Here is a 21,403-nt window from a genome sequence, read left to right as displayed (position 1 = left end):
ATCTTATCCACAGTCGACTCCTCAAAAAGTCTTTTCTTACTTGCTATTTCCCAACCATGACTCCCCCGCCATGCATTTTATGAGTCTTCGAATGTGAATTTTGCATTAGCTTCGAAGCCACTCACCCTCGATATATGAAACCGCGCGGAATTTTGTCAGCAGCGCTCAGCTTTGGAGCCCGACGACGTACGATGGTACGGCGAGGGCGAAAAGCGAGCGATCCTGACAAAATAACCGCGGCTCACAATACGCTAAGGAATAATTAAAAATACGGCAGAGCCGTATTTTTAATTATCCGTACCTCATAGCATCAAGCGGAGAGAGCTTCGATGCACGCACTGCTGGGAAGACTCCTGTCATGAATCCCACCAATGCTGAGAATGTCGCAATGAATACAAGGAATGGGATTGGAAAAGAAAATAGTGACATCGATTTCCCACCGAAACTTGCTGCCGCAAGATTAACGAGCCCATTCAGTGTCCCTCCAATCACTAGTCCGAAGACAATTCCCATGATACCCCCAAGGAAGCCCACGATGACTGATTCAGACAGGAAGAGAATCTTAATGTCTTGAGCAGAAGCTCCAAGCGTACGCATGATACCAATCTCTTTTGTGCGCTCAAGCAATGTAACGGTCATCGTATTGAACATACCAATCGCAGAAACCGCAAGCGCGATACTACCAAAGACCGCAAGGACGACCTGGATACCACTAAAGATCTTGTTTGCTTGATCGACGGTCTTGCTGAGTGCGGTCACCATAAATCCTTTTGCAATAACAAGCGCGGTGGTTGCTGGAAGAAACTCGCTCGATACTACGCGTACCTGAGCCTTTTCATATTGTGCAATCTGCACATAGTTGCGGAGCTCAGTAAGCTGCATAAATGCTGATATGAACGCATCGTCATTAGACACGCCAACGACACGATAGTTACGCTCGATAGGTACCTCCTGCATATCACCTGTCTCATCAACAGGCACAAGTACACGGAACGTCACAATTTGACCAATTGCATCCTTCGGCTCCTTTATCTCAAATAGCTTGAGCAATGCTTTCGTAAGCACTACGCCGTCACTCGTCGCGTTCTTGTTCTTATCAGTATGCAATTCTCCTGCAACAGCACTTGCTCCCGTATAACGATAGTATGCAGGATCAACACCTTGGACGAATGCATTTCCCGTAAGTCCCTTCATTGAAATGAGTGTTGGGAATTGCGCCATTCCTGCAACATCTTTGACGTGTGGCATGGAGCGGAAGCTTGCAAGTGCCGCATCATTGAGCGGAACACCTCTCGTCAGCGGCGCAGACACAGAGAGCGAGAGCAATGTCTCACCAAAGACGATCTGCTCAAGAATGATATTCTGCATACCAAAACCAAGCGCAACGAGTGTCACGACTGCCCCCGTACCGATGCCCATACCCGCGATGGTCAGCCATGTACGCGCAGGGTTCGTCTTGAACATACGCGTCGAAAGTTTTCCGATATCATGTAATCTCATAAGTATGTATTTTAATGGTGAGCAGTACGCTGAATACCGAGTGCAATCAATTTCTCTATCAATCGAGTAACGTCAAATGCTTGCTTCGCATGCATTCCGACACCGCCATCTTCTACTTTCATCTGAATTTGTGCGAGGAAATCCTCCTTACGCGTAAATCCTCCTATACGCTGCTTGATGATATCCTCAAACATCAATTTCGCCTTATCATCGAGCGCGAGTGCAGCCTGTGTGGCAAGAAACTCAGCGATACGATTGACGTATTCAGTATTGCGTACATATGTCTCCGAACCATCTTTTGATGTTGCTCGACGATAGCGCTCGACGTCATGTGCATGCTCAATGATGAGCTTTAGTCGATCAACCATAATGCCTGCGCGCGCAACAGGAATACCGATTCCTCCATCATGCTCGCTGCGCATCAAGATTTGCATGTACTGTGGATAATCCAAACGACCCTCAATAACCTGCTCCGTCAATTTCTGTAACTTCAATATCTGATCGAATGAAAGCTCTTCGGTAAGAAAGTTGATCAAACTCTTCGCCTGCAACTCCCTTGGGCTATCATAAGGATAAATGCGTGCCACCTGCTCAATCTCCGTTATGATTGTGGATCCCGCCTCAAGTTTCACAATCTGTTCCTTCTCGGGATTAGGCACCACCCTGAGCACCCTTCCATCATCAAGATAGACCACGCGATGTGCGCGAGGAAGCAGCTTTGCATCGTGCGTAACAAGGAAAATTGTCTTCTTGTCGCGTTGGTTGATCTCATCGAGCGTAGCCATGACTGCTGCTGCGGTCACTGAGTCGAGATTTCCAACCGGCTCATCGGCGATAAGAATCTGCGGATCATTCACTAGGGAACGTGCAGCAGAAACACGCTGCTGCTGACCTCCCGAAAGGTGAGTCGGCAACTTGTCTACAACCTTATCTACAGTAAAACGCTTACACAATTCCATTGCTCGGATTTCACGTTCGCGCGGACCAACACCATCAAAGATCAACGGGAGTGCGACATTATCGAGCACAGTAATTGATGGAATAAGATTAAACTGTTGGTACATGATTCCCATCGTCTTGCGCTGGAAGTACACCATGTCCATTGGAGCGTAGTCGTATATCGATTCACCATTCACATACATCTTTCCCGCGCTCGGAGCGAGCACGCCAAAAATAGAGTAGAGCAGCGTCGACTTTCCACATCCTGAGGGACCAAATAAAATAATGTACTCTTGATCAAACACCTCGAGCGTCGTTCCTTTATTCGCCTTGAACTCGTTCTCTTGACCGAGGTTGTAAGTGATCTCAACATGATCGATATATACGATCGGTTTTGCCATAGTGACATTGTACCAAGGCTTCCCTTTACAGTACCAGCATGAAGTAACTAACCAATTGTTCTTCCACTTGCCCGAGGGCATATGAAGACGTATAATATATCCAATGAAGTCCTCTAAGCTTTCTGCTTTTTCGTCCTGTAAACGCTTGAATATTCCCTTCTATCGCTGTCCATCATTTGCGAGTGTATTTTTGGGCGCGCTCACTGTCGCGATCATCCTTATTGTCCACCGATTCACTGACCGCATGCATGATGCGTATCTTGCTCTCGTTGTAGAGATAAGCCTTGCTGCAACATTACTCCTCCTTTTCTTCCTTATTATCAATCGTCTACAGCGAAACATTGAACGCATCGAGGAGGGCCGTGAGCATCAGCACGAAATGGAGGAATTACGCAACGAGTACACCCATATCGCATCAAGAGATATCGCCGAGGCAAGCACAGCGATCAAATGGGGCATTCGCACACTTGAACCCTCTCTTGACTTGCTTGGCAAGCTCGAGCAACAAACGTTGATGCGTATACGAGATCGCAATGACCATGTCCTTGATGTCGTGCGCAACCTGACCCTCCTTGCGCGTATTGAACGCAAAGAGATTGTCATCTCTCGCGCACAAACTGATATCAATGCGGTCATCAACAATCTACTCACAATCACCGCACGCCGCACTAAGGCGCATGGAACACAAGTTGTGTACGTCCCACCCCCTGAGCCAATCATTATCAGCACTGATCACATCATCCTCGCTGATATCTTGCAGTCACTCTACACCTACTCACTCGAGCGTACACGTGGTGCCTCAGATGCAATCAGCCTACGCGCATTCACTCTTAACACTGGAGAAGCAGTAATGGCACGTATTATTATTGCTGACAATGCACCACCAGTGCCTGAGCACATGCGCAAAGACATTTTTGAGCGAGTAAGCAAGAATCCGACAACCGGAGAAATGACGAGCTCATCACTCGGACCACATGTCGCACGCGCACTTGCTGATCTTCTTGGAGTAGAACTTGTTGCAACAACAACAGACGAACAAACTTCGTTCTCGATCACGTTCACCCCCGATGCATCTTCAAAGAAATAAAACCGCGAAAGCGGTTTTATTGTTGCAACAAAAAGGCACGCGTAGCGTGCCTTAGAAAGCTAGCGCGGTCTCTCGCGTGGACGCTGCACATCGCGCCCCTGTGGTCTTCCCGCCGGCGGAGATGCTGGCCGCTGTTGCTGCAGACGAGGAGGAGGTGCAGACTGCTGACGTTCTGGCCGACGCAGCTCTCTTCCCCTTGTTGGAGGATCGGTCACGACGGAACGATGCGGAGCAGGCCTACGCACATGTGGCGGTGGCAGTATCGGGTAATGTCTGTGATGATGACGATGTGGATGACGGTAGCTATGATAGCGCACGCCACCCCAGTACCAGTAGTAATACGGCACACCGAAATAATTATACTCGGTGTACACGACAGGTGGCGGACCAGTGTCCGCATAGTACACGGGCTCCCTGCATCCCACCAAAGGGAGCAGCACGAGTACAAGGAGCGTGACGAAAAGCGTGCGGAAGAACATTCGACTGAACATGATTCCCTCCTTAGGAAAGTGGTTCTCTATACATAAGATTACTCCTCCCAAAATATCGTGCAAGTGAATTGACTTTGTAATTGTGCATTATGCATTTACATATAACCAACACCATGAAACCGCGCGAATTTTTGCTCGCAACAGCCTCGCTGGAGCTCGACGACGTACATGTGGTACGACGAGAGCGAAGCGTGAGACTGGTCCGAGCAAAAAGGCCGCGGCCGCTAGTAGTGGGCAAGAAATCGGTAAGTAATAAAAAGAAACCGCCGGAGCGGTTTTCTTTTTATTACTTACCGATATTCTTGACCCAACCGAACGCACCTTGGAAGTTCTCGAGAATAATATCAATAATGCTCTTCTCCTTATTTGGAGTGAACAAAACGAATTTCTCAGATTCAGACGCATTTCTCGAAGGATCGCGACAGGTCATCCAAAACTGGTAGACCGTTGAAGGCATGAACTCGATAATAACCTCAACATGATTCGTTCGAGGCTCCTTCTCTTCCTCGAAGTTCGTTGCTTCTACGCTTGGATTGAGACCTGCACGATAGTGATAGGTACAATATGCCGGTTCATCAGTCGCCCATGAGACGATAGTCTGCACCTTTGCCTCTGCGGTAGGATACAACGTCGATTCATTCGTCACCTTACTGATGATTGGTGGAGTCGTATCTTTCACGGTAGAGAAGTAGAGCGGATCACTCGTCACCTTCTCCCCTGCTGCATTTTCTGCTTTGACGACTGCCATATAGCGCGCGCCAAGCTTGAGACCAGCGATCTTCACTGCCTGCGTCGATGCGAACACCGGCGAACCAGCGGAGCGTACTTGTTTCGTTTTGATATCAGTATACTCAACGATTCCCGCTGCAGGCACAGTCGTCTTCCAACCAAGTGTTGCACTATCTGCTTCTGCCTTAATCACACGGAAGCTCTGCACTGTCGGAATCGGTGACTTCGTCATAAACGAAACGTCGCGCGAATATCCAACAAGGTTAAGAGAATTCTTCGATCCTGCACGGAGGTGATAGTTTGTACCTGAGACAAGTCCAACGATACGCACCGAGTGCTCTTTCGTCATACCACCCTCTTCAGTCTGCGCACTATACGCATCAGGACGAGCGACGTCATATTCACTCTCTCTTGAATACTCAATGATCGAAGATGCGGGATCGTCCGTCTCCCATGCAACAATGGCATAATCCATACCAATCTCCGCGATACGTGGAGGACCCATAATATACGGGGGCTTCGCCACCTGCTTTGTAACCTTCGTTAATTCTTTCTGAACAATCTCTAAGGCCTCTGTTGTCTGTATCTGCTGAATCTCCTGCACCACCTTCTCAACATGTGCAGTTTCCTGAGGTGAAAGCCGTTGCTCGGTCTTGAGTGTAAGCGCACCCTTAGTAATAAGTGTGTAGTCACCGGAAAGTGCTTGGTTGCCGCTAGAGTCCTGAGAACCCACGCGTAAGTGGTAGAGTGTTGATGGATCAAGCTCCATCAGTGTAACTGTATGCTTCGTTTTGTCTGCACCAGGATCTCGCGCAATACCGTAATCTTTTGTAAGACAATAATTAATCTGTGAATCTGCAGGCTTGTCTGTATCCCACGTAATGACCGCACTTGTTGCAGTCAGACCCCCAATTTGAATATTCGAAATCTGTGGAGGATTTGCGTCTTGAGCGAATGCACGCATTCCAAAAAAGAGTGCCAAAGCACCCACAACAAAAAAGAGCTTGTGGTGTGTGACGTGTGCGTTCACGAAGATATTATATCATATGAAATGTAGGTGGGGCTTAATATTGAACAAGTATTACACCACTTCTTGCACTGCACGCTAACCCCACACGGGGGATGCAGAATAGCTGAGCTATGCTACTATAATCGTATGATTCACATTGCTGGAGGTATAATTTACAACCCAAATTTTGGCGTTGTCGTGGTCAATCAAAACAATAACTCTTGGTCACTCCCCAAAGGGCATGTTGAGCGTGGAGAGGAGCCGAAAGATGCTGCTATCCGCGAGATTTGGGAAGAAACAGGCATTCCTACAGAGAAGCTGCATTTCCTGGCACCACTAGGTTTCTATGAACGTATGCGCACAAAGCTAAATAGTGATGATCCTGATGAATTGCGTACGATCACTATGTATCTCTTCCGCACTGACGCTGAGAAACTGAATCCTCACGATCCTGCCAATCCAGAAGCGCGCTGGGTCCCTCTACATGATGTAGCGGCGCTTCTTACTCACCCGAAAGACAAGGAGTTCTTTGAAAAGAGCGCTCCCCTTATTCTGAAGTATGCAGCAAGAGCAAACACCGACAATCAATAATGAGCACCATGAACTGCTTGCGCAGGCAATCTTTGGAGACGAACTAGCAAGCCTGCCCCCGGAACATACTGCAATGTTTAGAGCAGAGAATGATGCCTGCTTTGCATATTTTGTCGACTCTCTACCCGAGGCACAACAAGCAGAACGCGAACGCGCAATACAGGGTGACAAAGATGCGATGCTTTCCCTCACGACGCATTATCACGAATTTCGCGATGCGTTTGAGAGCGAACTTGCACAGAGCAATCCTGACCTCTACAGTGACTTTATTGAAAGTGTTGCCATGGGCGACCTTTATGCGGCAAGTCAAATCGTTCATGACTTCTACAAGAAAAAAGAACTTGCGAATTCTGCAGTTATCGATGATGAGCTTGATGCGCAATACATTTAAAAATCCCCACCCGGGGATTTTTAAATAGAAAACAATGAAAGTACAGTCACCACGAGCAAAGAGGCAGCCACGGTAAACGCGAAACGCATGACGAGCAAGCGCTCCTCAAGACGCTCGGTCACCTTTCCTCGCAAACTCTCCTCTGTGGAATGTCGAAGCCCGCTCTCTATAATACGACGCTTCTTTAAGAGCACATCCATCTGACGCTCTATCTTTGCAATATACAATTCATTTGCACTCTCCCTAAAATGCAATGTGTGGATGAGCGCTCGACGCTCATATTCCATACGGTCTATTGCTCGCTCGTACACTTTTAATTCAAGGAGAGGGCTTCCATAGATGCGGCGCGATTCCATGAAATAGAGCACCCAGAGTGGAACAAGCCAAAGGATCGCGAGGGCAAAACGATCGTGGAAAAATTGTTGCATCGGGGATCCGAGCCTAAGCCACTCTGTCCATCCAGTGAGTGCACCATCAATAAGTAGACCCGCAACACCAATGATGACCCATCCCAGCAGTATACGCATTCGTTCTTTGCGCTCGCTTATCCATTCAGAAACATCAATCCCAAGTGCTGCAATCGTGAGCGCAATGAGCAGTGGGATAATCCTTCCAATCGCATGCATGAGTAGCAACCCTGCGCCGTGCAATGGATCACCAGAAAGCATTACTGCACCAAGCAACAACAAAGTCGCAGGATGAATATTAACAATAGAGAGAAATACTCCGAGAATAAACGCACTGAACGTCCGATGCTCACCCGAGAGCATAGCGGTCACCTTGTCCCCCACCCGACCACGAACAATGTGCATAAGATCGACTTCGGGAAGTGCGAGTACGTATGCTATAACCCCGAGCACAAGCATCCCTACGCGCAAGGTGACGGGGACCGTTAGTGAGAACATATCGAACCCAATCAATCCAAATAGCCCCGAGAAGAAACCAACAGCCACAAGCATAAGCAGCACACCTATGCTAAAAGCAAATGAAAGCACAACGGCATTGCCGAGGCGGCGCTTCGTCGCCATCGGAATCACGGTAAGCGTAAAGGGAAAGACCGCAGGAGACCCAAGAAGAAATATGCCCGAAGCAAATGCATATACATACCATCCAAAACTAGTCACCGAAATACCACCCCCAAATATTGTCTGCGAAAAAAGACCCCAAGAAATCATTGCAAGTACTGCAATGAAAACCAGGATAACGCTGAGCGCTGGGATGATGCGCATTCTGTATAAAGGTTGCATGGTATGTAAAAAAGTTCTAAGCAGCGATCGCACTCAATGCTTCACGAAAACGAGGAACATCAACTTCTCCCGTCGAAATTAATCTATTCTGTATCACCACACCAGGAAGAGAAAAAATATGATGCTTCGCCACCATCTGCTGCCCTTCTCTATCAAGTATGTCGATTTCACGAAGCGTTATGTTTTCCCAGGATGCAGACTCAGCATTCCAGAATTTCAAAAAATGATGACAATGCGTACAACCCGATGCGGTAAGTACCTGCATTTCAATTTTACTCATGTGACCATTATAGCATTAGAAAAAGGCCATGCGCGGTTATGTCCCCAATGCTATTTAATGCCATTAATCCTCACAGTCTTTGTGGGGCTCGTATGTCCTGCAATAAGATTGACGGAGGAGATGGGAACATTGAAATGTACCGCCAATAAACTTCTCATGCGATCGTTTGCAAGCCCGTCTTTGCGGTCAGCTTTCACAGCAACATGATAACGCCCGTCAGGAAGCACTTCCACCGATTCCTTTTTTACGTTTGGAGTTATCTTCACGCGAATTTCCATTGGTTCATTATAGCAGATGCATGGATTATCTTGACACGAACGAACGAACATGATATAGTGCAACTTTCCAACATCTCTGTACGTCATTACATAGCCATTCTCTTTAGTGGGCTTAAAACGTGATTTACATTGAATTAAATCACATACATAATGCGTATCAAAAAATTCGGAGCAAAGTCTCCGCGCAGTGGTCGCCCACTGCATCCTTCGGCACCAAAGTCTTCACGTAATCGCAATCGTAGCGAACGCGCACAAGAGGAATCTCCTCGCAGCCGCGCACGCAGCACAGCACCAAAAACAGGGGGCTATCGTGGTCATGCAGCAGCACCCGCAACGCGCGAGCGCTCTTTTGGACGTGATGAGTCTCGCGGTGGTTACCGTGGTCACTCCGCAGCACCAGCATCAGGTCGTACGCCACACGCAGAGCACAGTACTCGTGGTGGTTACCGTGGTGCATCAGCTGCACCAAGCCGTGCACCCGCACGCTCATTCGGGCGTCCATCATTTGGTTCTCGCTCCGGCGGATCGCGAAATGGTGGTGGTCGCGGACGTGGCTTCAATAAGAATATCATCGATGAGGCACGCTTCATCAACAAGGCAACGAAGAGCGAACAGGAATCATATGATGCAAAGCATGTCTTCAATGACTTTGGAATTCACGAGAAGCTTGCCGCAAATCTAGCGGCAAAGGGTTTTGTAAAGCCATCTGCAATTCAAGACCAGGCTATCCCTGTAGTTCTTACCGGCAAAGACATCATCGGTATTGCTGCAACAGGAACAGGAAAGACCGCAGCATTCCTCATCCCCCTCATCAACAAGCTCGTTGCAAATCCTAATCAGAAAATCCTTGTCCTCTCTCCTACACGCGAACTCGCGACGCAGATCGAGGATGCTTTCCAAGACTTCACAAAGGGAATGAATCTTTTCTCAGTGACGTGTGTCGGCGGCGCTCCTATCTATCGTCAGATCCGTGAACTTCGCCAAGGAGTACATGCGGTCATCGGTACGCCAGGTCGTGTCAAAGACCTTATGCTCCAGGGAAAGATCAACATGAAGGGTTATACGTCGGTCGTCCTCGATGAGGCAGACCGTATGCTCGACATGGGTTTCATTGATGATATGCGCTTCATCCTCGGCGAAATGCCGGAGGATCGCCAGAGTCTTTTCTTCTCAGCGACATTCTCTGATGAGATTCGTGCACTTTGCCGTAAGTTCCTCAAGGATCCTACAACGATCGCAATCAAGTCTCGTGACACTGCAAGCGCAGTGGAACAGAACATCGTGCGCGTACGTGACGAAGCGGACAAAATCGAGAAGCTCTCGGATATCTTGAATGGAGACAATGCGAATAAGGTACTTATCTTCCGCGAAATGAAGCGTCACGTTGATGGCCTTGCAGAGACACTCAATAAGCGTGGATTCCGTGTACTCGCACTCCATGGAGACATGCGTAATCGTGAGCGTGAGCGTGCTGTGCAGGCACTCGCCTCAGGTACAGTGCAGGCGGTCATTGCAACTGATGTTGCGGCTCGCGGTATCGATATCGCCGATATCACCATGGTCGTAAACTACGACCTTCCAAATGACTATGACACTTATGTGCACCGCATCGGTCGTACTGGTCGTGCAAGCAAGAGTGGACATGCGCTCACCTTCGTCCCCGAGAGGAAGCAGTGGCGTTAAAAAACAAGACCGCAAGGTCTTGTTTTGTTTTTATGGGATATTCCACTGTTATTTACTATCCTTGCTATTCCCCAGGAATAGTGTACTATAATGAAGTTCGTGTGATTCTCGTGCGTCTAGGGCTAACTGCCCTAAGTATCTCGGGAAGGTCGTCACGATTTTTAATGTAAATTCCCGAGTATTATGGCAATAAAGCTTTACGTCGGTGGTCTCCCATATTCTACAACAGATACGGAGCTCAAGGACGCGTTCGCTGCTGCTGGTACTGTAACGTCAGCTTCTATAGTGACAGATCGCGAAACTCGCCGCTCACGCGGATTCGGTTTCGTAGAGATGGACACTGAGGAGATGGCAAATGCAGCTATCGACATGTTTCATGACAAGGAGTTCGGTGGTCGCCGTCTTACGGTGAACATCGCTCGCCCAAAGGAGGATCGCCCACAGCGCGAGTTCCGCCCACGTCAGCAGTGGTAATAAAAATTTCCCCGCTAGGGGAATTTTTATTACCTAAATTTTGTTGAAACAATAAATTAGCATAAAGCATCATATCTCAAACGAGAGACTTCAGAATTTGGATGAAATTTGTCTTGTTGGAGTCATGTGAATTCTAGCGAGGCGTATGGGTTATACGGTGAGCGAATCACATGATGAAACAAGATAAAGTTCGCCAAATTATGAAGTCTTGAAACGCTTCGCTATAGCGGTGCCGAAGCCTGCGGCAGAGATAGGACCATCGGCGGTGATAACACGGCCATCTTCGACAACTGGTTGTGGGATGTAGGTGGCACCTCCTGCAGAAAGAATATCTCCGAGTTGTCGGTCACCATTCCATCCTGTGGCCTTCTGACCTTCAAGTACATGTGCTTTTGCGAGCACTCTCGTCGATACACAGATAGAACCATATGCCATCCCAGGAAGGTCGCGTACCGATGCAAGGAATTTATACATCTCAGGATTATCGAGAGCACGTAATGCACCTGGACCCCCAATCAAATACACACCATCAATGCTTTCGAGCTGAAGCTCTGAAAGACTCATATCGACCGCAATGTGCTCGTTGATATTTGAGATTGCCACTCCCCCATGCACGGATACAGTGATAACCTTATGCCCTGCGCTTTCGAGCATATGCTTCGTATCATTATATTCCTTTGTCTGAAAACCTTCCTCTGCAATGATGAGTGCTATAGTTGCCATGAGTATAGTATAACACGATGAGCAAAACTGCTCAAAAAAATGCCCCCACTTGGGGGGGCATTGTTTACATAGGATTCGGAAGGATATTCCGGAAATCCACCACGCGTTCTTTTTCGATGCAGTCCTTCAGCCACGGCGCGGGGCAATACGTGACGAAGGTGGGACCAAATTCATTTCCTGCGGCGCAGAGCGAAGCGAAGACGCCTGCATTGTGTACACGAGAGAACCCATGAATACTGAAGGGATCCTCAGTCGCAGCAGTGCCGGACATCACACCGAGATAACCCGGAGCGAAGATAGCGGCAGCCTTGTGCTTATCACCGTAAAATTCGACGGTCATTTGCACTCCGCGGAAGATACCATTGTAATTGCCACGCTCGATGGCATTGTGCGCAGTCTCGGCAAGGCCGAAACCATTCGCAGCACCATAGCGTGCAGGGCTCCCCCGCAAGGCGACGCCATATTCGACATTATGACCCAGATTAAGCCGGGCCAAACCGAGCGCATCCTGCCCATGGAGCGGTGCTCCAACGAGCGGAGAATACTCCTCAAGCAACTTATGATGGTAGTCCCGAGGGACATACTGCATCAGATGCGGTTTGAGGACTTCGGCGGCGATGAAACTTTCCGAAATGAAGCTCTCACCACGGATACCAGAATTCATCCAGTGATTACCGTTGCCAAAGGCAATGACGGTAAGATCGCGAGAATCTTTTGGCACCTTGAGGACTTCACTCGCCGGCACGAAACGCGCCGACGACTGGCAGTAGGTGGCCACGATATTCCCAAGCATGTCGGCATTGGGAACGAGCGTCATGTAGATGAACTTTCTGAACTGTTCTTCCGGACGATAGCTCGCACCCTTCACCACTTGGTCAATCGAGAAGTCCCACCGCTCCTTGAGCTTCTTGCGAAGCTCTTTGGTGCTCTGCGTGGTCTTCACCTCTTCCAATTCCTTCGCGCGCATCGCTTCCAGTGCATGCACACTCAAGCGTTGCTCGTGTGGCTGCAGATGGTACGGATGATTCGCGCCATGCACCAGATCGTCAGGAATGAGATACGAGTGAATACGACCGATCCCGTTATGCTCCCTAAGGAGAGTAAAGATCGCACTCGTCATATCAAGCAAACCCTTCTTCGGTGAACGCGCATGCCATTCCCACGCATGTCCGACGTGCAAATCGCTCGTCAGCATGAACGTGAAGTACTGCTCCCTACGCGCCTCAATCTCTTTGCGCCTCGACGCAAGCATGCCGCCCTGATACTGCAACGCAGCAATCTTGTAGCAGCCGACGCGCACGAGACCCTCACGAGAACTGAGCGTGAACATACCCGGCTCCAAGAGCGACTCATTGAAGAAGCGCTCCGCCTGAGTACGATTTTCGAATAGCCCTTCCCTCAACATATGTGCGCGCACGTGCGCGACATCACAAGTCGGAGGAGGCACCACCACTTGCACGAAACGCTTCTGTTCAGCCTTCGTGTCATTGAGGAGCGACATCGCCCCATACAGCGACCACCGATTGACGATGATCTCCACGTCGGCAAGCCCGCCCGTAAGGGTGAGCCCGTTCAGATGATTACGCATTTCGTGATCGAGCAACTTCGCGCTCTTCTTGTCACGACCAGCCTCGCTGATGCGCCAGGTCTTCCCTTTGTGGAAAAACGTGACCTGATTCATCCCCACAAAGCGCGAACCTGGAATCGCCGAAAGCAATTCCTGCACGATGTAGTTATAGAGGCGATCATACGCACGACGTCGGTTGTCTTTCGACACGTAAGTCTGCAGCGTCCGCTTGATCTCGTCGTCGATGGCCTCGAGCGACTCCTTAAAGGATTCGTTCTCAGGGTCAGCACGCATGAGCGCACTGAGGCGCGCACGTTCGTCATTCAAGCGCTTCGCTTCGCGAAGCACATTGTAACGAATTTCGTAATGCGCACAGCGATCGATGAGATCGCGTTCACCCGAAGTGAGCATCAGGAAGAGTGGCACCGTAAAGCGCGGAACCGCACCCTTCTTGCTCGTATCCTGGAATACCTTGCGAATGCCCGAAAGCAGATTCTCGAGGTCTTCCGCGAACGTCGTGAAGATCGGCGTGTCAGGCTCGTCTTTCATAATGAGCTCGACGCGCTTCTTGTACGCGGTCGGGAAGACCGCAGGATCGATATCGAGCGCACTCATGCGCGCGATACGATTCGCTGTTGCGGCACTCGCCTGGCGAACATCAAGATGCAGGAGTCCTCCTGCGATGACGACCGCATGATTCGTGCGCTCCGCAACTTCCATCGCACAGCGAGGGACAAGATGCGTCATGCACGGATCATAGGGCAAACCGAACATCAATGACTGGAGAGGAACGATGCCCTCGACCTTGTCAGAAAGGATGATCGGCTCTTCGAGCGTCGAAGCTTCGACCTTCACCTCCTCGACGACCTGCCCATCGGGAATGACACGGAACAAGCCGTGCACGCGCGGGGGCGGAGTCTTTGGCATCCCCTTCCCTCGAATCCAGCGCATACGCGCGCGGAGGATGGAAAGCGGAAGATAGCTGAAGTGCTTGGCGATCTTTTCGTCAGTTTCACCATTCTTGTAATACGCCTCGATCAACTTCGTCCGCTGTTTCGTCCAGACAAGATTGCCGAGGTGTTCCTGAATCGCTGTTTTCGTAAACGGAAACTGCTTCGTGAAAAGCCGAACAAGATCCTCGCGTTCCGCAATCGCGGCATGCAAGAGATTCGTCGGAATTTCATCCGTCACATTGAGGCCACCACTATCGATGACCTTCTGAATGAACGTATGCAGCTTCTGCGAGTTCCAGGGGCTCTTCGGGGATTTGCTTTTTTGCGTGGCCATATTGGCCTCCCTATACAATGAACTGCTCTATATACAGCATACTCTCCACTTTCCTGTACGTCATGTTTATAGTAGTGGTATTTTGCATGTGAACACACAAAAACACCACATCGCAAGTGGTGTTTTGGTTAGTACTATTTCTTGAGCTCGAGACGCTCGAAAAGTGCGGGAACATTATACTTCTTTTCCGCAGAAACAGGCATCACCTCGAGATGTGGAAATTCAGCTTTAAAATTACGCATTGCGTGCACCGCCTCAGACTGATTGAGTTTGTCCCACTTATTGAGCACGACAAGCAATGGATGCTTTTCTGCCTCAACGACCTTGATAAGCTCGCGGTCCGCATCAGTCACCCCAACACGCGCATCGAGAATGAGCAAGACGACCTTTGGACGGACTTCATCGCTCCCTAGGTACCAAAGAATATGCTTACGAATTTTCTCAGCAATCGGGATTGGAAGTTTTGCATATCCATAGCCTGGAAGGTCTACAACGAAGAGGCGGTCATCTACTGTGTAGAAGTTGATCTCCTGAGTCTTTCCTGGTGTCGCAGAAACGCGTGCAAAGACGCCCCCAAGCAGAGCATTAATGATTGAAGACTTTCCGACATTTGAGCGGCCAACAAAAGCTATCTGTGGATAGGGCATGCTCAAAATATCATCAGTACCGTGAATACCACGAGTGAATCGTACGCGGACACCCTCACGACCATCACCCTGCTTCATTGAGCCTGATGGACCAACTTTTCCGTAATTGCGTAGATGATAAGGCACGTGTGGCTTATCTTGCTTGGGAGGAGTTTTCATCCATGCACCATAACATAAAAAAGCGCTTATGGGAAGACATTAAGAGAGCCTCTGAAGCGAAATTTAGACTGCTGCAACAACGCTTTTTCCCATTCCCCATTCTCAGTATTTACGCTATTATAACTACATGTCAGATTTTCCAAAGAATCTTCTGCAAAGCCCAAGTGGTTTTCCTGAACTGCTCCCCAACGAAGCAATCGCGCAACAAAAAGTGCTCGATGTAATTCGCAAGCACTACGAGCGCGCAGGCTTTGTCCCTATTGAAACTCCGCTTGTCGAAAGAGAGGAAGTAATGACTGCGAAATCAGAAGGTGAGATCAGTACACAGATGTATGGACTCCGCCTTATGAATCCGGCAAAAGATTCCCCTACTGATAGCAAAGATCTTGTCTTACGCTTCGACCATACCGTACCTATGGCACGCTATGTTGCAGCACACCAACGAGAGATTGCATTTCCTTTCCGTCGCTATGCTATTGGACCAGTCTTCCGTGGCGAGCGACCTCGTGAAGGACGTTATCGTCAATTCATCCAAGCAGATATCGATGTCATTGGAGATGGCACTCTCGACACGCTCCATGACGCAGAGGTGCTTTCGGTAATAGCGAATATTCTTACCGAACTTTCAATCGGAGACTTCACGATACGTATCGGTAATCGTAAAATTCTTCAGGGCATTCTTGCGGGTGCAGGACTCGATGATTCAAAAATCACCGAAGCTCTGCTTGTAATCGATCGCATTGAAAAGGTGTCTCATGAAGACTCAATCCACGCACTCAAAAACTGTGGGATGAACATCACTGTAGCAGAGCGCACACTTTCCCTGCTTACAGACACGCGAAGTACTGATGAGCAACTCCTCAGTTTAAGGGCACAGCAACTAGGAACTCAATTCACGAAAGGACTTGAGGAAATTGAACAAATGATTATCGGACTCCGCGCACTGGGAGTCTCCGAGCGTCATTTCTGTATCGATCTGTCAATCGCTCGAGGACTCGCCTATTACACAGGAAATGTTTTTGAAACAAGACTTGATAATCATGCAGACATCGGAAGCATTGCCTCAGGTGGTCGTTACGACAACCTCGCCGGTAGCTTCATTGATCGACAGCTCCCCGGAGTTGGTGTCTCTATCGGTGTCTCACGACTCCTTCCTCGCCTCATCAAAACTGGACTCATCAAGGCAGATACTTCAGCGATAGCACCGGTCATCATCACCACGGCAATGCCACTTGCGACCCATGGAAACATATATTTGAAGCAAGCAGCGCTCCTGCGTGCGGCGAATATTCCGACCGAAGTCTATCTCACTGACCGTGCACTCGGAAAGGAGCTTGAATATGCAAATAAACGCGGATTTCAAGTCGCACTCATTACCGGAGAACAGGAACTTACAAAGGAAACAATTATTGTCCGTAACCTTATTTCCGGCGATCAAATCGAAGTCCACGAACGAGCACTTATAGAAACCATTCAATCAATGCTTGCTTAATAAAAATCATGTTATACTCATCCAATATGAACAACGAAGAACACACACAGCCAGTTGCTCACGCAGCACCACAGGCAAATCCAATGGCGATTCCTGTAGCAATCATCATCGCAGGTGGCCTTATCGCCGCAGCAGTCATCCTCGGAGGATCACGTGATGGAAGCCCAGCCGCAGTTGTAAATGCAGGCGCGGGCCAGCAACAACCACCTGCAGTAGTTGTAGATAAAGCAGAACTCGCAATACGCAGCGATGACCACATTCGTGGCAATGCAAACGCAGATGTCGTCCTCCTTGAATGGTCCGACCTTGAGTGCCCATTCTGTAAGCGACATCATGACAGCATGAATCAGCTCATGAAGGATTACGAGGGCAAGGTACAGTGGGTCTACCGTTCGTACCCTCTCGACTTCCACACCTACTCAAAGAAGGAGTCAGAAGCAGCAGAGTGTGCAAATGAGATTGCAGGAGCAGAAGGATTCTGGAAGTTCGTAGACACTGTATTTTCCGTCAGCCCTGGAAACAATGCCCTCGATCGCGCAAAGCTTGATCCGATTGCAAAGACCGCAGGAATCGACGCAGCAAAGTTCTCTGCATGTCTTGATAGCGGAAAGATGGCAGGACGTGTACAGAAGGACATTGAGAGCGGAGCACGTGCAGGCGTTCAGGGAACACCATTCACCGTCGCTTTCAATAAGAAGACAGGAAAGCAGACCGTCATCAATGGAGCTCTTCCACTTCAGGCAATCAAGGCACAGCTCGCTCAGGTTGGCCTCTAATCTTAATAAAGCCGAAAATAAAAAATGGACGTAAGTCCATTTTTTATACGCCAAAAATTGCGCGTAGGTTTGCGGGCGGCACCCAAGGAGGAGTGAAGGTTACCTTGACCTCCACATGCATGCCAAGGGATTCAACTGCTTTCTTTACATCGGCAACAATTTCATCTGCATAGGGACAAAGTGGCGTCGTGAGCGTCATTGTGACGAGTGCACCAGCGCTACTCTGCTTGATGTCATAAACAAGCCCCAGTGAATAAATGTCGATATGCATCTCAGGGTCGATGACGCGTTTCAGCACACGCACGATGTCTTCTATTTTAATATCTTTCGTCATATTACTCGACAAGCCCCGCAAAACCTTCGGACAGGATGCGATCGACGAGCTCAGCACCACCAGACTCGACGATACGTCCTTCCTTCATCACAAGTACGGATTCTGGTGCGAGTTCCTTGAGTATGTGCAAGTGATGGGAGACGAGCACAATACCCATCCCACTCTTACGTAAGTGATCAATAACCCTGTGTAGCTTCTTCTGCACATCAAGATCCATGCCTGCATCGATCTCATCAAGGAATGCGAACTGGGGGCGCAGTGCAATAAGCTGGAGCAATTCTGCTTGCTTCTTCTCTCCACCCGAAAGACCGTTATTCACTTCCCGTAGCAATAACCCCTTATCAAGACCAAATTCATCTGCGGACTTCACGAGGTCATCATAAAACGCAATCGGAGAATCTGTATTTCCATACACTTCTTTCGCAATACGGTGAAGGAAATTTACAAGAGTTACACCTGCAATATTTGGGAGGTGTTGCATCGAAAGAAACAAACCCTTGCGTGCTTTTTCCTCAGTAACAAACTGCGTTATGTCTTCATTGTCAAGCAAAATAGTTCCGCCCGTTAGAGTGTATTTAGGGTGACCGAAGATGCCGTTCACAAGTGAAGACTTCCCGGACCCATTTGCACCCATCAGCACATAGAGTTCTCCAAGATGGAGCGTAAGATCAAAATCTTTGACCACCACCTTCTCATGAGCGCTCACCGAAACTTTTGAAAGCTGCAACGTAGACATATGTGTTATTTTATTACGCGAGGCTTATTAATTTTGCCCGTAATCGATCTGAATGCTTTGCCTCCGCAAAGAATCCCTCGAGTGCAAGTAGGCGGGCATTTTCTACACCAAGACCTTTTGCTGATGCATAAAACATTTCCTCATCACGAACATGCGTTACCACCACACGATGCTCCGCCTGTGCTGAACTATTCCCTACCGTAAGCAATGGCACCACGTCAACACGCGCAGCATCATCAAGAAGCAGGAACTTTGCATGCTCCTCCCCCTTTGCATGTGCTGCGGCATTGCCCGTATCACTATTACTTTGATAGATAATATGTCCTCTTTGATACACTGCCCCAATCGCAACAATATTACTTCTTGTACCTTCTGCGCGAAGTAATGATTGTGCACTGATATCATATTGTGCCTCAGCTTGCGCAAGGAGCACATGCTCAACTTTTGCGCTCGCGTCAGCACCTGCAAGCATATTCGTCATATGAGAGCGATAAAGTATTGGAGCTGATATATTCTCAATCCAATCCACCTTCGCACGATCGCCAATAAGTCCAAAACGGTCGACTGCAATTGCACCCGATACTTGATCTACTTCATCGATAAATCGAACTTCGGCACCTTCTTCGCATACCACGATACATGTCCTCCAAAGCGTACTTGAATCCGACGCACCAGCAAAGCTGTGTTCAATAACGACGCGCGCGCCGGTCTTTGCAATAACAACAAGAATATCTGCTGCGCTTTTTGCACCGAGCGTCGTCTCGAGCGAAATCTTTTGCTCCACAAAAGTACCGACTTCATCAATCTTCGGTTGCACATAGCAGAAAAGACCACTCACAATCTTCGCGCGCGCCATCGCTTCTGCTTGTATAAGTGGTAATGGAACCAGCGAGCTTCCCAAAAGGCCCTTAAGCAAATCATTTATTCCGAGTGTTTCATATGCCTCCTTGAGCGTATAGAGCTCAAGTTCCTTTTCAATACTCACTACGCGATAGGTTGGCGCTTCTCCATCAAAGCTCGGAGTATGAGAAAAAACCCCTTTAATACCCCCTTCGTACGTCACCGATTCAGGCAGATGCTCTGCAGCACTCCTTGCCTCGTTCCTCCATGTAGTCAGCCATGCTGGCTCTTGTGTTCGTTGTTCCATACGCTATTTATCTAATCATAATGGCTTATACGTTTCGTGTCGAGGAGCATTAAAACTCCAGATCAAGAAGTCTATTGAATTCAATTGCATACTCCAAAGGGAGTGCGGCAGCAATCGGCGCAACGAAACCACCCACGAGCATACGTATTGCCTCAGCCTCACTAAGCCCCCTACTTTTTGCATAAAAAAGTGCCTCCATATCAACACGACCAACGCGCGCCTCGTGTGCAGCGTGGGTATGTGCGTTCTCTATCTTGTACACAGGAAGTGCGCTTGAAATAGAATTGTTATCAAGCAGTAACCCATCACATTGCACATGAGTGGTTGCGCCAATTGCCATTGGAAGAATTTTCACTAAGCCTCGGTAATGAGAAATTCCACCATCTTTGGAAATTGACTTCGAGCGTATCATTGACGAAGTATCCTTACCAATATGAATCACCTTTGCGCCCACATCTTGTACTTGCCCCGCTCCCGCAACAACAACACTAAGCGCTTCACTCTTCCCGCGATCGCCGAGGAGTACGGATGAGGGATAGAGCATACTTACCTTGCTTCCCATATTCCCGCCTACCCATGTCATCCTGGCATCAGCACCGATAATCGCTTTCTTCGTATTGAGGTTAAACGTATTCTTCGACCAATTCTCCACAGAGATATAGCGCACTGCCGCATTCCTCTTCACAAATATTTCCACGCAACCTGCATGCAATGATGATGCGGTGTACTGCGGCGCCGAGCACCCTTCGATATAGGTAATACTCGACTCCTCATCCGCGATAATGAGTGTGTGTTCGAACTGTGCGGAGTGCATTTTATTCATGCGGAAATACGCTTGAAGTGGCAACTCCACAGTGACTCCTTTGGGGACGTAGATAAACGTCCCACCACTCCAGCAAGCGGCATGCAACATGGCAAACTTATGTTCCCCAATTGCCACACAAGAAGTCATAAAATACTCGCGCACAAGTTCTGGATACTTTTCCACCGCAGTATCCATGTTTTCAAATAGCACCCCCTTTGCCTCAAGTGTTGCTTTCAAGTGGTGATACACTGACCCCGAGTCGAACTGCGCCCCAACACCACCCAAGTACTCGCGCTCTGCTTCAGGTATACCGAGGTCAATGAATGTTTGTTTGATCTCCTTAGGTACCCCACTCCATGAGTACTGCTCATCAACAAGAGGATCGGCAAAATACGACATACCACTAAAATCGAGCCCTGAAAGATCAGGCCCCCATGTGGGCATTGGAGTCTCTTGCCACAGACGTAGTGCGTTAAGACGAAGATCGAGCATCCAAGCTGGTTCATCTTTCACCGCAGAAATATGTCGCACCAACTCCTCGGTTGGACCAAATTGTACTGCGCTATTTAGCATCGTTCTACGCAATATAGCAGAAGCAGAAAAAAATACACCCCCCATAAAGGAGTGTAT

General features: G+C 48.8%; 21 protein-coding genes. 7 read left to right on the top strand and 14 right to left on the bottom strand.

The features are described from left to right. Positions 1-291 precede the first annotated feature (291 nt). Entirely contained in the window at positions 292-1,500 is a 1,209-nt protein-coding gene (locus tag VJ579_04430; GenBank protein HXK38284.1) for an ABC transporter permease, read from the bottom strand. 11 nt (positions 1,501-1,511) lie between these two features. Beyond that, positions 1,512-2,840 (bottom strand): ABC transporter ATP-binding protein, encoded by a 1,329-nt coding sequence (locus VJ579_04425; protein HXK38283.1) that lies wholly within the window; start codon positions 2,838-2,840, stop codon positions 1,512-1,514. A gap of 103 nt (positions 2,841-2,943) precedes the next feature. Here VJ579_04425 and VJ579_04420 point away from each other — a divergent pair, with 103 nt between their 5' ends. Further along, positions 2,944-3,927, top strand: a complete 984-nt coding sequence (locus VJ579_04420) for a hypothetical protein (GenBank protein HXK38282.1) — start codon at positions 2,944-2,946, stop codon at positions 3,925-3,927. Positions 3,928-3,986: 59 nt separating this feature from the next. On the opposite strand, the gene VJ579_04415 is transcribed toward VJ579_04420, so the two are convergent. Together VJ579_04415 and VJ579_04410 are read right to left on the bottom strand one after the other, a co-directional pair. Continuing rightward, a complete protein-coding gene (locus tag VJ579_04415; protein ID HXK38281.1) occupies positions 3,987-4,418 on the bottom strand; it encodes a hypothetical protein in 432 nt (143 codons plus the stop codon). Between the two features lie 286 nt (positions 4,419-4,704). After that, complete coding sequence (locus tag VJ579_04410) at positions 4,705-6,177, bottom strand: fibronectin type III domain-containing protein (protein ID HXK38280.1); 1,473 nt, start codon at positions 6,175-6,177, stop codon at positions 4,705-4,707. A gap of 126 nt (positions 6,178-6,303) precedes the next feature. Here VJ579_04410 and VJ579_04405 point away from each other — a divergent pair, with 126 nt between their 5' ends. Both VJ579_04405 and VJ579_04400 read left to right on the top strand, forming a co-directional pair. Next, the gene (locus VJ579_04405; protein ID HXK38279.1) at positions 6,304-6,747 is read left to right on the top strand and encodes an NUDIX hydrolase; all 444 of its coding nucleotides are present in this window, start codon (positions 6,304-6,306) and stop codon (positions 6,745-6,747) included. Beyond that, positions 6,716-7,138 carry a hypothetical protein gene (locus VJ579_04400; GenBank protein HXK38278.1) on the top strand — a complete coding sequence of 141 codons (423 nt, stop codon included), beginning with the start codon at positions 6,716-6,718 and terminating at the stop codon, positions 7,136-7,138. Before VJ579_04405 ends, VJ579_04400 begins: the two co-directional genes overlap by 32 nt. A 20-nt stretch (positions 7,139-7,158) precedes the next feature. Here VJ579_04400 and VJ579_04395 read toward each other — a convergent pair whose 3' ends face one another. The 3 genes from VJ579_04395 to VJ579_04385 are packed head-to-tail and all read right to left on the bottom strand — an operon-like array spanning position 7,159 to position 8,943. Then, on the bottom strand, positions 7,159-8,367 hold the full coding sequence (locus VJ579_04395) for a hypothetical protein (GenBank protein ID HXK38277.1): 1,209 nt from the start codon (positions 8,365-8,367) through the stop codon (positions 7,159-7,161). Positions 8,368-8,401: 34 nt separating this feature from the next. Then, the gene (locus VJ579_04390) at positions 8,402-8,665 is read right to left on the bottom strand and encodes a thioredoxin family protein (GenBank protein ID HXK38276.1); all 264 of its coding nucleotides are present in this window, start codon (positions 8,663-8,665) and stop codon (positions 8,402-8,404) included. A gap of 50 nt (positions 8,666-8,715) precedes the next feature. Next, positions 8,716-8,943 carry a DUF167 family protein gene (locus VJ579_04385; GenBank protein ID HXK38275.1) on the bottom strand — a complete coding sequence of 76 codons (228 nt, stop codon included), beginning with the start codon at positions 8,941-8,943 and terminating at the stop codon, positions 8,716-8,718. 150 nt (positions 8,944-9,093) lie between these two features. Here VJ579_04385 and VJ579_04380 point away from each other — a divergent pair, with 150 nt between their 5' ends. Continuing rightward, positions 9,094-10,626, top strand: coding sequence for a DEAD/DEAH box helicase (locus VJ579_04380; protein HXK38274.1), 1,533 nt, complete (start codon positions 9,094-9,096; stop codon positions 10,624-10,626). A gap of 183 nt (positions 10,627-10,809) precedes the next feature. Then, the gene (locus tag VJ579_04375; protein HXK38273.1) at positions 10,810-11,100 is read left to right on the top strand and encodes an RNA-binding protein; all 291 of its coding nucleotides are present in this window, start codon (positions 10,810-10,812) and stop codon (positions 11,098-11,100) included. 198 nt (positions 11,101-11,298) lie between these two features. Here the strand turns inward: VJ579_04375 and VJ579_04370 are convergent, their stop codons facing one another. The 3 genes from VJ579_04370 to yihA form a co-directional block, all read right to left on the bottom strand. Further along, positions 11,299-11,823 carry a DJ-1/PfpI family protein gene (locus VJ579_04370; protein HXK38272.1) on the bottom strand — a complete coding sequence of 175 codons (525 nt, stop codon included), beginning with the start codon at positions 11,821-11,823 and terminating at the stop codon, positions 11,299-11,301. 64 nt (positions 11,824-11,887) lie between these two features. Next, the gene (locus VJ579_04365; GenBank protein HXK38271.1) at positions 11,888-14,677 is read right to left on the bottom strand and encodes a hypothetical protein; all 2,790 of its coding nucleotides are present in this window, start codon (positions 14,675-14,677) and stop codon (positions 11,888-11,890) included. Positions 14,678-14,811: 134 nt separating this feature from the next. Then, positions 14,812-15,483 carry a ribosome biogenesis GTP-binding protein YihA/YsxC gene (gene yihA, locus VJ579_04360; protein ID HXK38270.1) on the bottom strand — a complete coding sequence of 224 codons (672 nt, stop codon included), beginning with the start codon at positions 15,481-15,483 and terminating at the stop codon, positions 14,812-14,814. A 127-nt stretch (positions 15,484-15,610) separates the two neighbouring features. On the opposite strand from yihA, the gene hisS reads away from it, so the two are divergent. Next, positions 15,611-16,975, top strand: a complete 1,365-nt coding sequence (gene hisS / locus VJ579_04355; GenBank protein ID HXK38269.1) for a histidine--tRNA ligase — start codon at positions 15,611-15,613, stop codon at positions 16,973-16,975. Positions 16,976-17,001: 26 nt separating this feature from the next. Then, on the top strand, positions 17,002-17,751 hold the full coding sequence (locus VJ579_04350; GenBank protein ID HXK38268.1) for a thioredoxin domain-containing protein: 750 nt from the start codon (positions 17,002-17,004) through the stop codon (positions 17,749-17,751). A 43-nt stretch (positions 17,752-17,794) separates the two neighbouring features. Here the strand turns inward: VJ579_04350 and VJ579_04345 are convergent, their stop codons facing one another. Genes VJ579_04345 through sufB form a run of 4 tightly spaced genes read right to left on the bottom strand, consistent with a single transcriptional unit; the run spans position 17,795 to position 21,346 of the window. Further along, positions 17,795-18,085, bottom strand: coding sequence for a metal-sulfur cluster assembly factor (locus VJ579_04345; protein ID HXK38267.1), 291 nt, complete (start codon positions 18,083-18,085; stop codon positions 17,795-17,797). A gap of 1 nt (position 18,086) precedes the next feature. Beyond that, positions 18,087-18,821, bottom strand: coding sequence for a Fe-S cluster assembly ATPase SufC (sufC, locus tag VJ579_04340; protein HXK38266.1), 735 nt, complete (start codon positions 18,819-18,821; stop codon positions 18,087-18,089). 13 nt (positions 18,822-18,834) lie between these two features. Continuing rightward, positions 18,835-19,968, bottom strand: coding sequence for a SufD family Fe-S cluster assembly protein (locus VJ579_04335; GenBank protein ID HXK38265.1), 1,134 nt, complete (start codon positions 19,966-19,968; stop codon positions 18,835-18,837). Positions 19,969-20,017: 49 nt separating this feature from the next. Then, the gene (sufB, locus tag VJ579_04330) at positions 20,018-21,346 is read right to left on the bottom strand and encodes a Fe-S cluster assembly protein SufB (protein ID HXK38264.1); all 1,329 of its coding nucleotides are present in this window, start codon (positions 21,344-21,346) and stop codon (positions 20,018-20,020) included. Positions 21,347-21,403 lie beyond the last annotated feature (57 nt).

The sequence above is a fragment of the Candidatus Paceibacterota bacterium genome (assembly GCA_035583355.1).
Taxonomy (GTDB): domain Bacteria; phylum Patescibacteriota; class Minisyncoccia; order Phycocordibacterales; family UBA6899; genus JAJZQJ01.
Note: the sequence above shows the minus strand (reverse complement) of the source record. Positions and strands in the feature narration are given on the sequence as shown.

Excerpts from the sequence above, each read along its gene's own strand:
- VJ579_04430 (HXK38284.1), bottom strand. The coding sequence starts at position 1,500 with ATGAGATTACATGATATCGGAAAACTTTCGACGCGTATGTTCAAGACG.
- VJ579_04425 (HXK38283.1), bottom strand. The coding sequence starts at position 2,840 with ATGGCAAAACCGATCGTATATATCGATCATGTTGAGATCACTTACAAC.
- VJ579_04420 (HXK38282.1), top strand. The coding sequence starts at position 2,944 with ATGAAGTCCTCTAAGCTTTCTGCTTTTTCGTCCTGTAAACGCTTGAAT.
- VJ579_04415 (HXK38281.1), bottom strand. The coding sequence starts at position 4,418 with ATGTTCAGTCGAATGTTCTTCCGCACGCTTTTCGTCACGCTCCTTGTA.
- VJ579_04405 (HXK38279.1), top strand. The coding sequence starts at position 6,304 with ATGATTCACATTGCTGGAGGTATAATTTACAACCCAAATTTTGGCGTT.
- VJ579_04400 (HXK38278.1), top strand. The coding sequence starts at position 6,716 with ATGCAGCAAGAGCAAACACCGACAATCAATAATGAGCACCATGAACTG.
- VJ579_04395 (HXK38277.1), bottom strand. The coding sequence starts at position 8,367 with ATGCGCATCATCCCAGCGCTCAGCGTTATCCTGGTTTTCATTGCAGTA.
- VJ579_04390 (HXK38276.1), bottom strand. The coding sequence starts at position 8,665 with ATGAGTAAAATTGAAATGCAGGTACTTACCGCATCGGGTTGTACGCAT.
- VJ579_04385 (HXK38275.1), bottom strand. The coding sequence starts at position 8,943 with ATGGAAATTCGCGTGAAGATAACTCCAAACGTAAAAAAGGAATCGGTG.
- VJ579_04380 (HXK38274.1), top strand. The coding sequence starts at position 9,094 with ATGCGTATCAAAAAATTCGGAGCAAAGTCTCCGCGCAGTGGTCGCCCA.
- VJ579_04375 (HXK38273.1), top strand. The coding sequence starts at position 10,810 with ATGGCAATAAAGCTTTACGTCGGTGGTCTCCCATATTCTACAACAGAT.
- VJ579_04370 (HXK38272.1), bottom strand. The coding sequence starts at position 11,823 with ATGGCAACTATAGCACTCATCATTGCAGAGGAAGGTTTTCAGACAAAG.
- VJ579_04365 (HXK38271.1), bottom strand. The coding sequence starts at position 14,677 with ATGGCCACGCAAAAAAGCAAATCCCCGAAGAGCCCCTGGAACTCGCAG.
- yihA (HXK38270.1), bottom strand. The coding sequence starts at position 15,483 with ATGAAAACTCCTCCCAAGCAAGATAAGCCACACGTGCCTTATCATCTA.
- hisS (HXK38269.1), top strand. The coding sequence starts at position 15,611 with ATGTCAGATTTTCCAAAGAATCTTCTGCAAAGCCCAAGTGGTTTTCCT.
- VJ579_04350 (HXK38268.1), top strand. The coding sequence starts at position 17,002 with ATGAACAACGAAGAACACACACAGCCAGTTGCTCACGCAGCACCACAG.
- VJ579_04345 (HXK38267.1), bottom strand. The coding sequence starts at position 18,085 with ATGACGAAAGATATTAAAATAGAAGACATCGTGCGTGTGCTGAAACGC.
- sufC (HXK38266.1), bottom strand. The coding sequence starts at position 18,821 with ATGTCTACGTTGCAGCTTTCAAAAGTTTCGGTGAGCGCTCATGAGAAG.
- VJ579_04335 (HXK38265.1), bottom strand. The coding sequence starts at position 19,968 with ATGGAACAACGAACACAAGAGCCAGCATGGCTGACTACATGGAGGAAC.
- sufB (HXK38264.1), bottom strand. The coding sequence starts at position 21,346 with ATGCTAAATAGCGCAGTACAATTTGGTCCAACCGAGGAGTTGGTGCGA.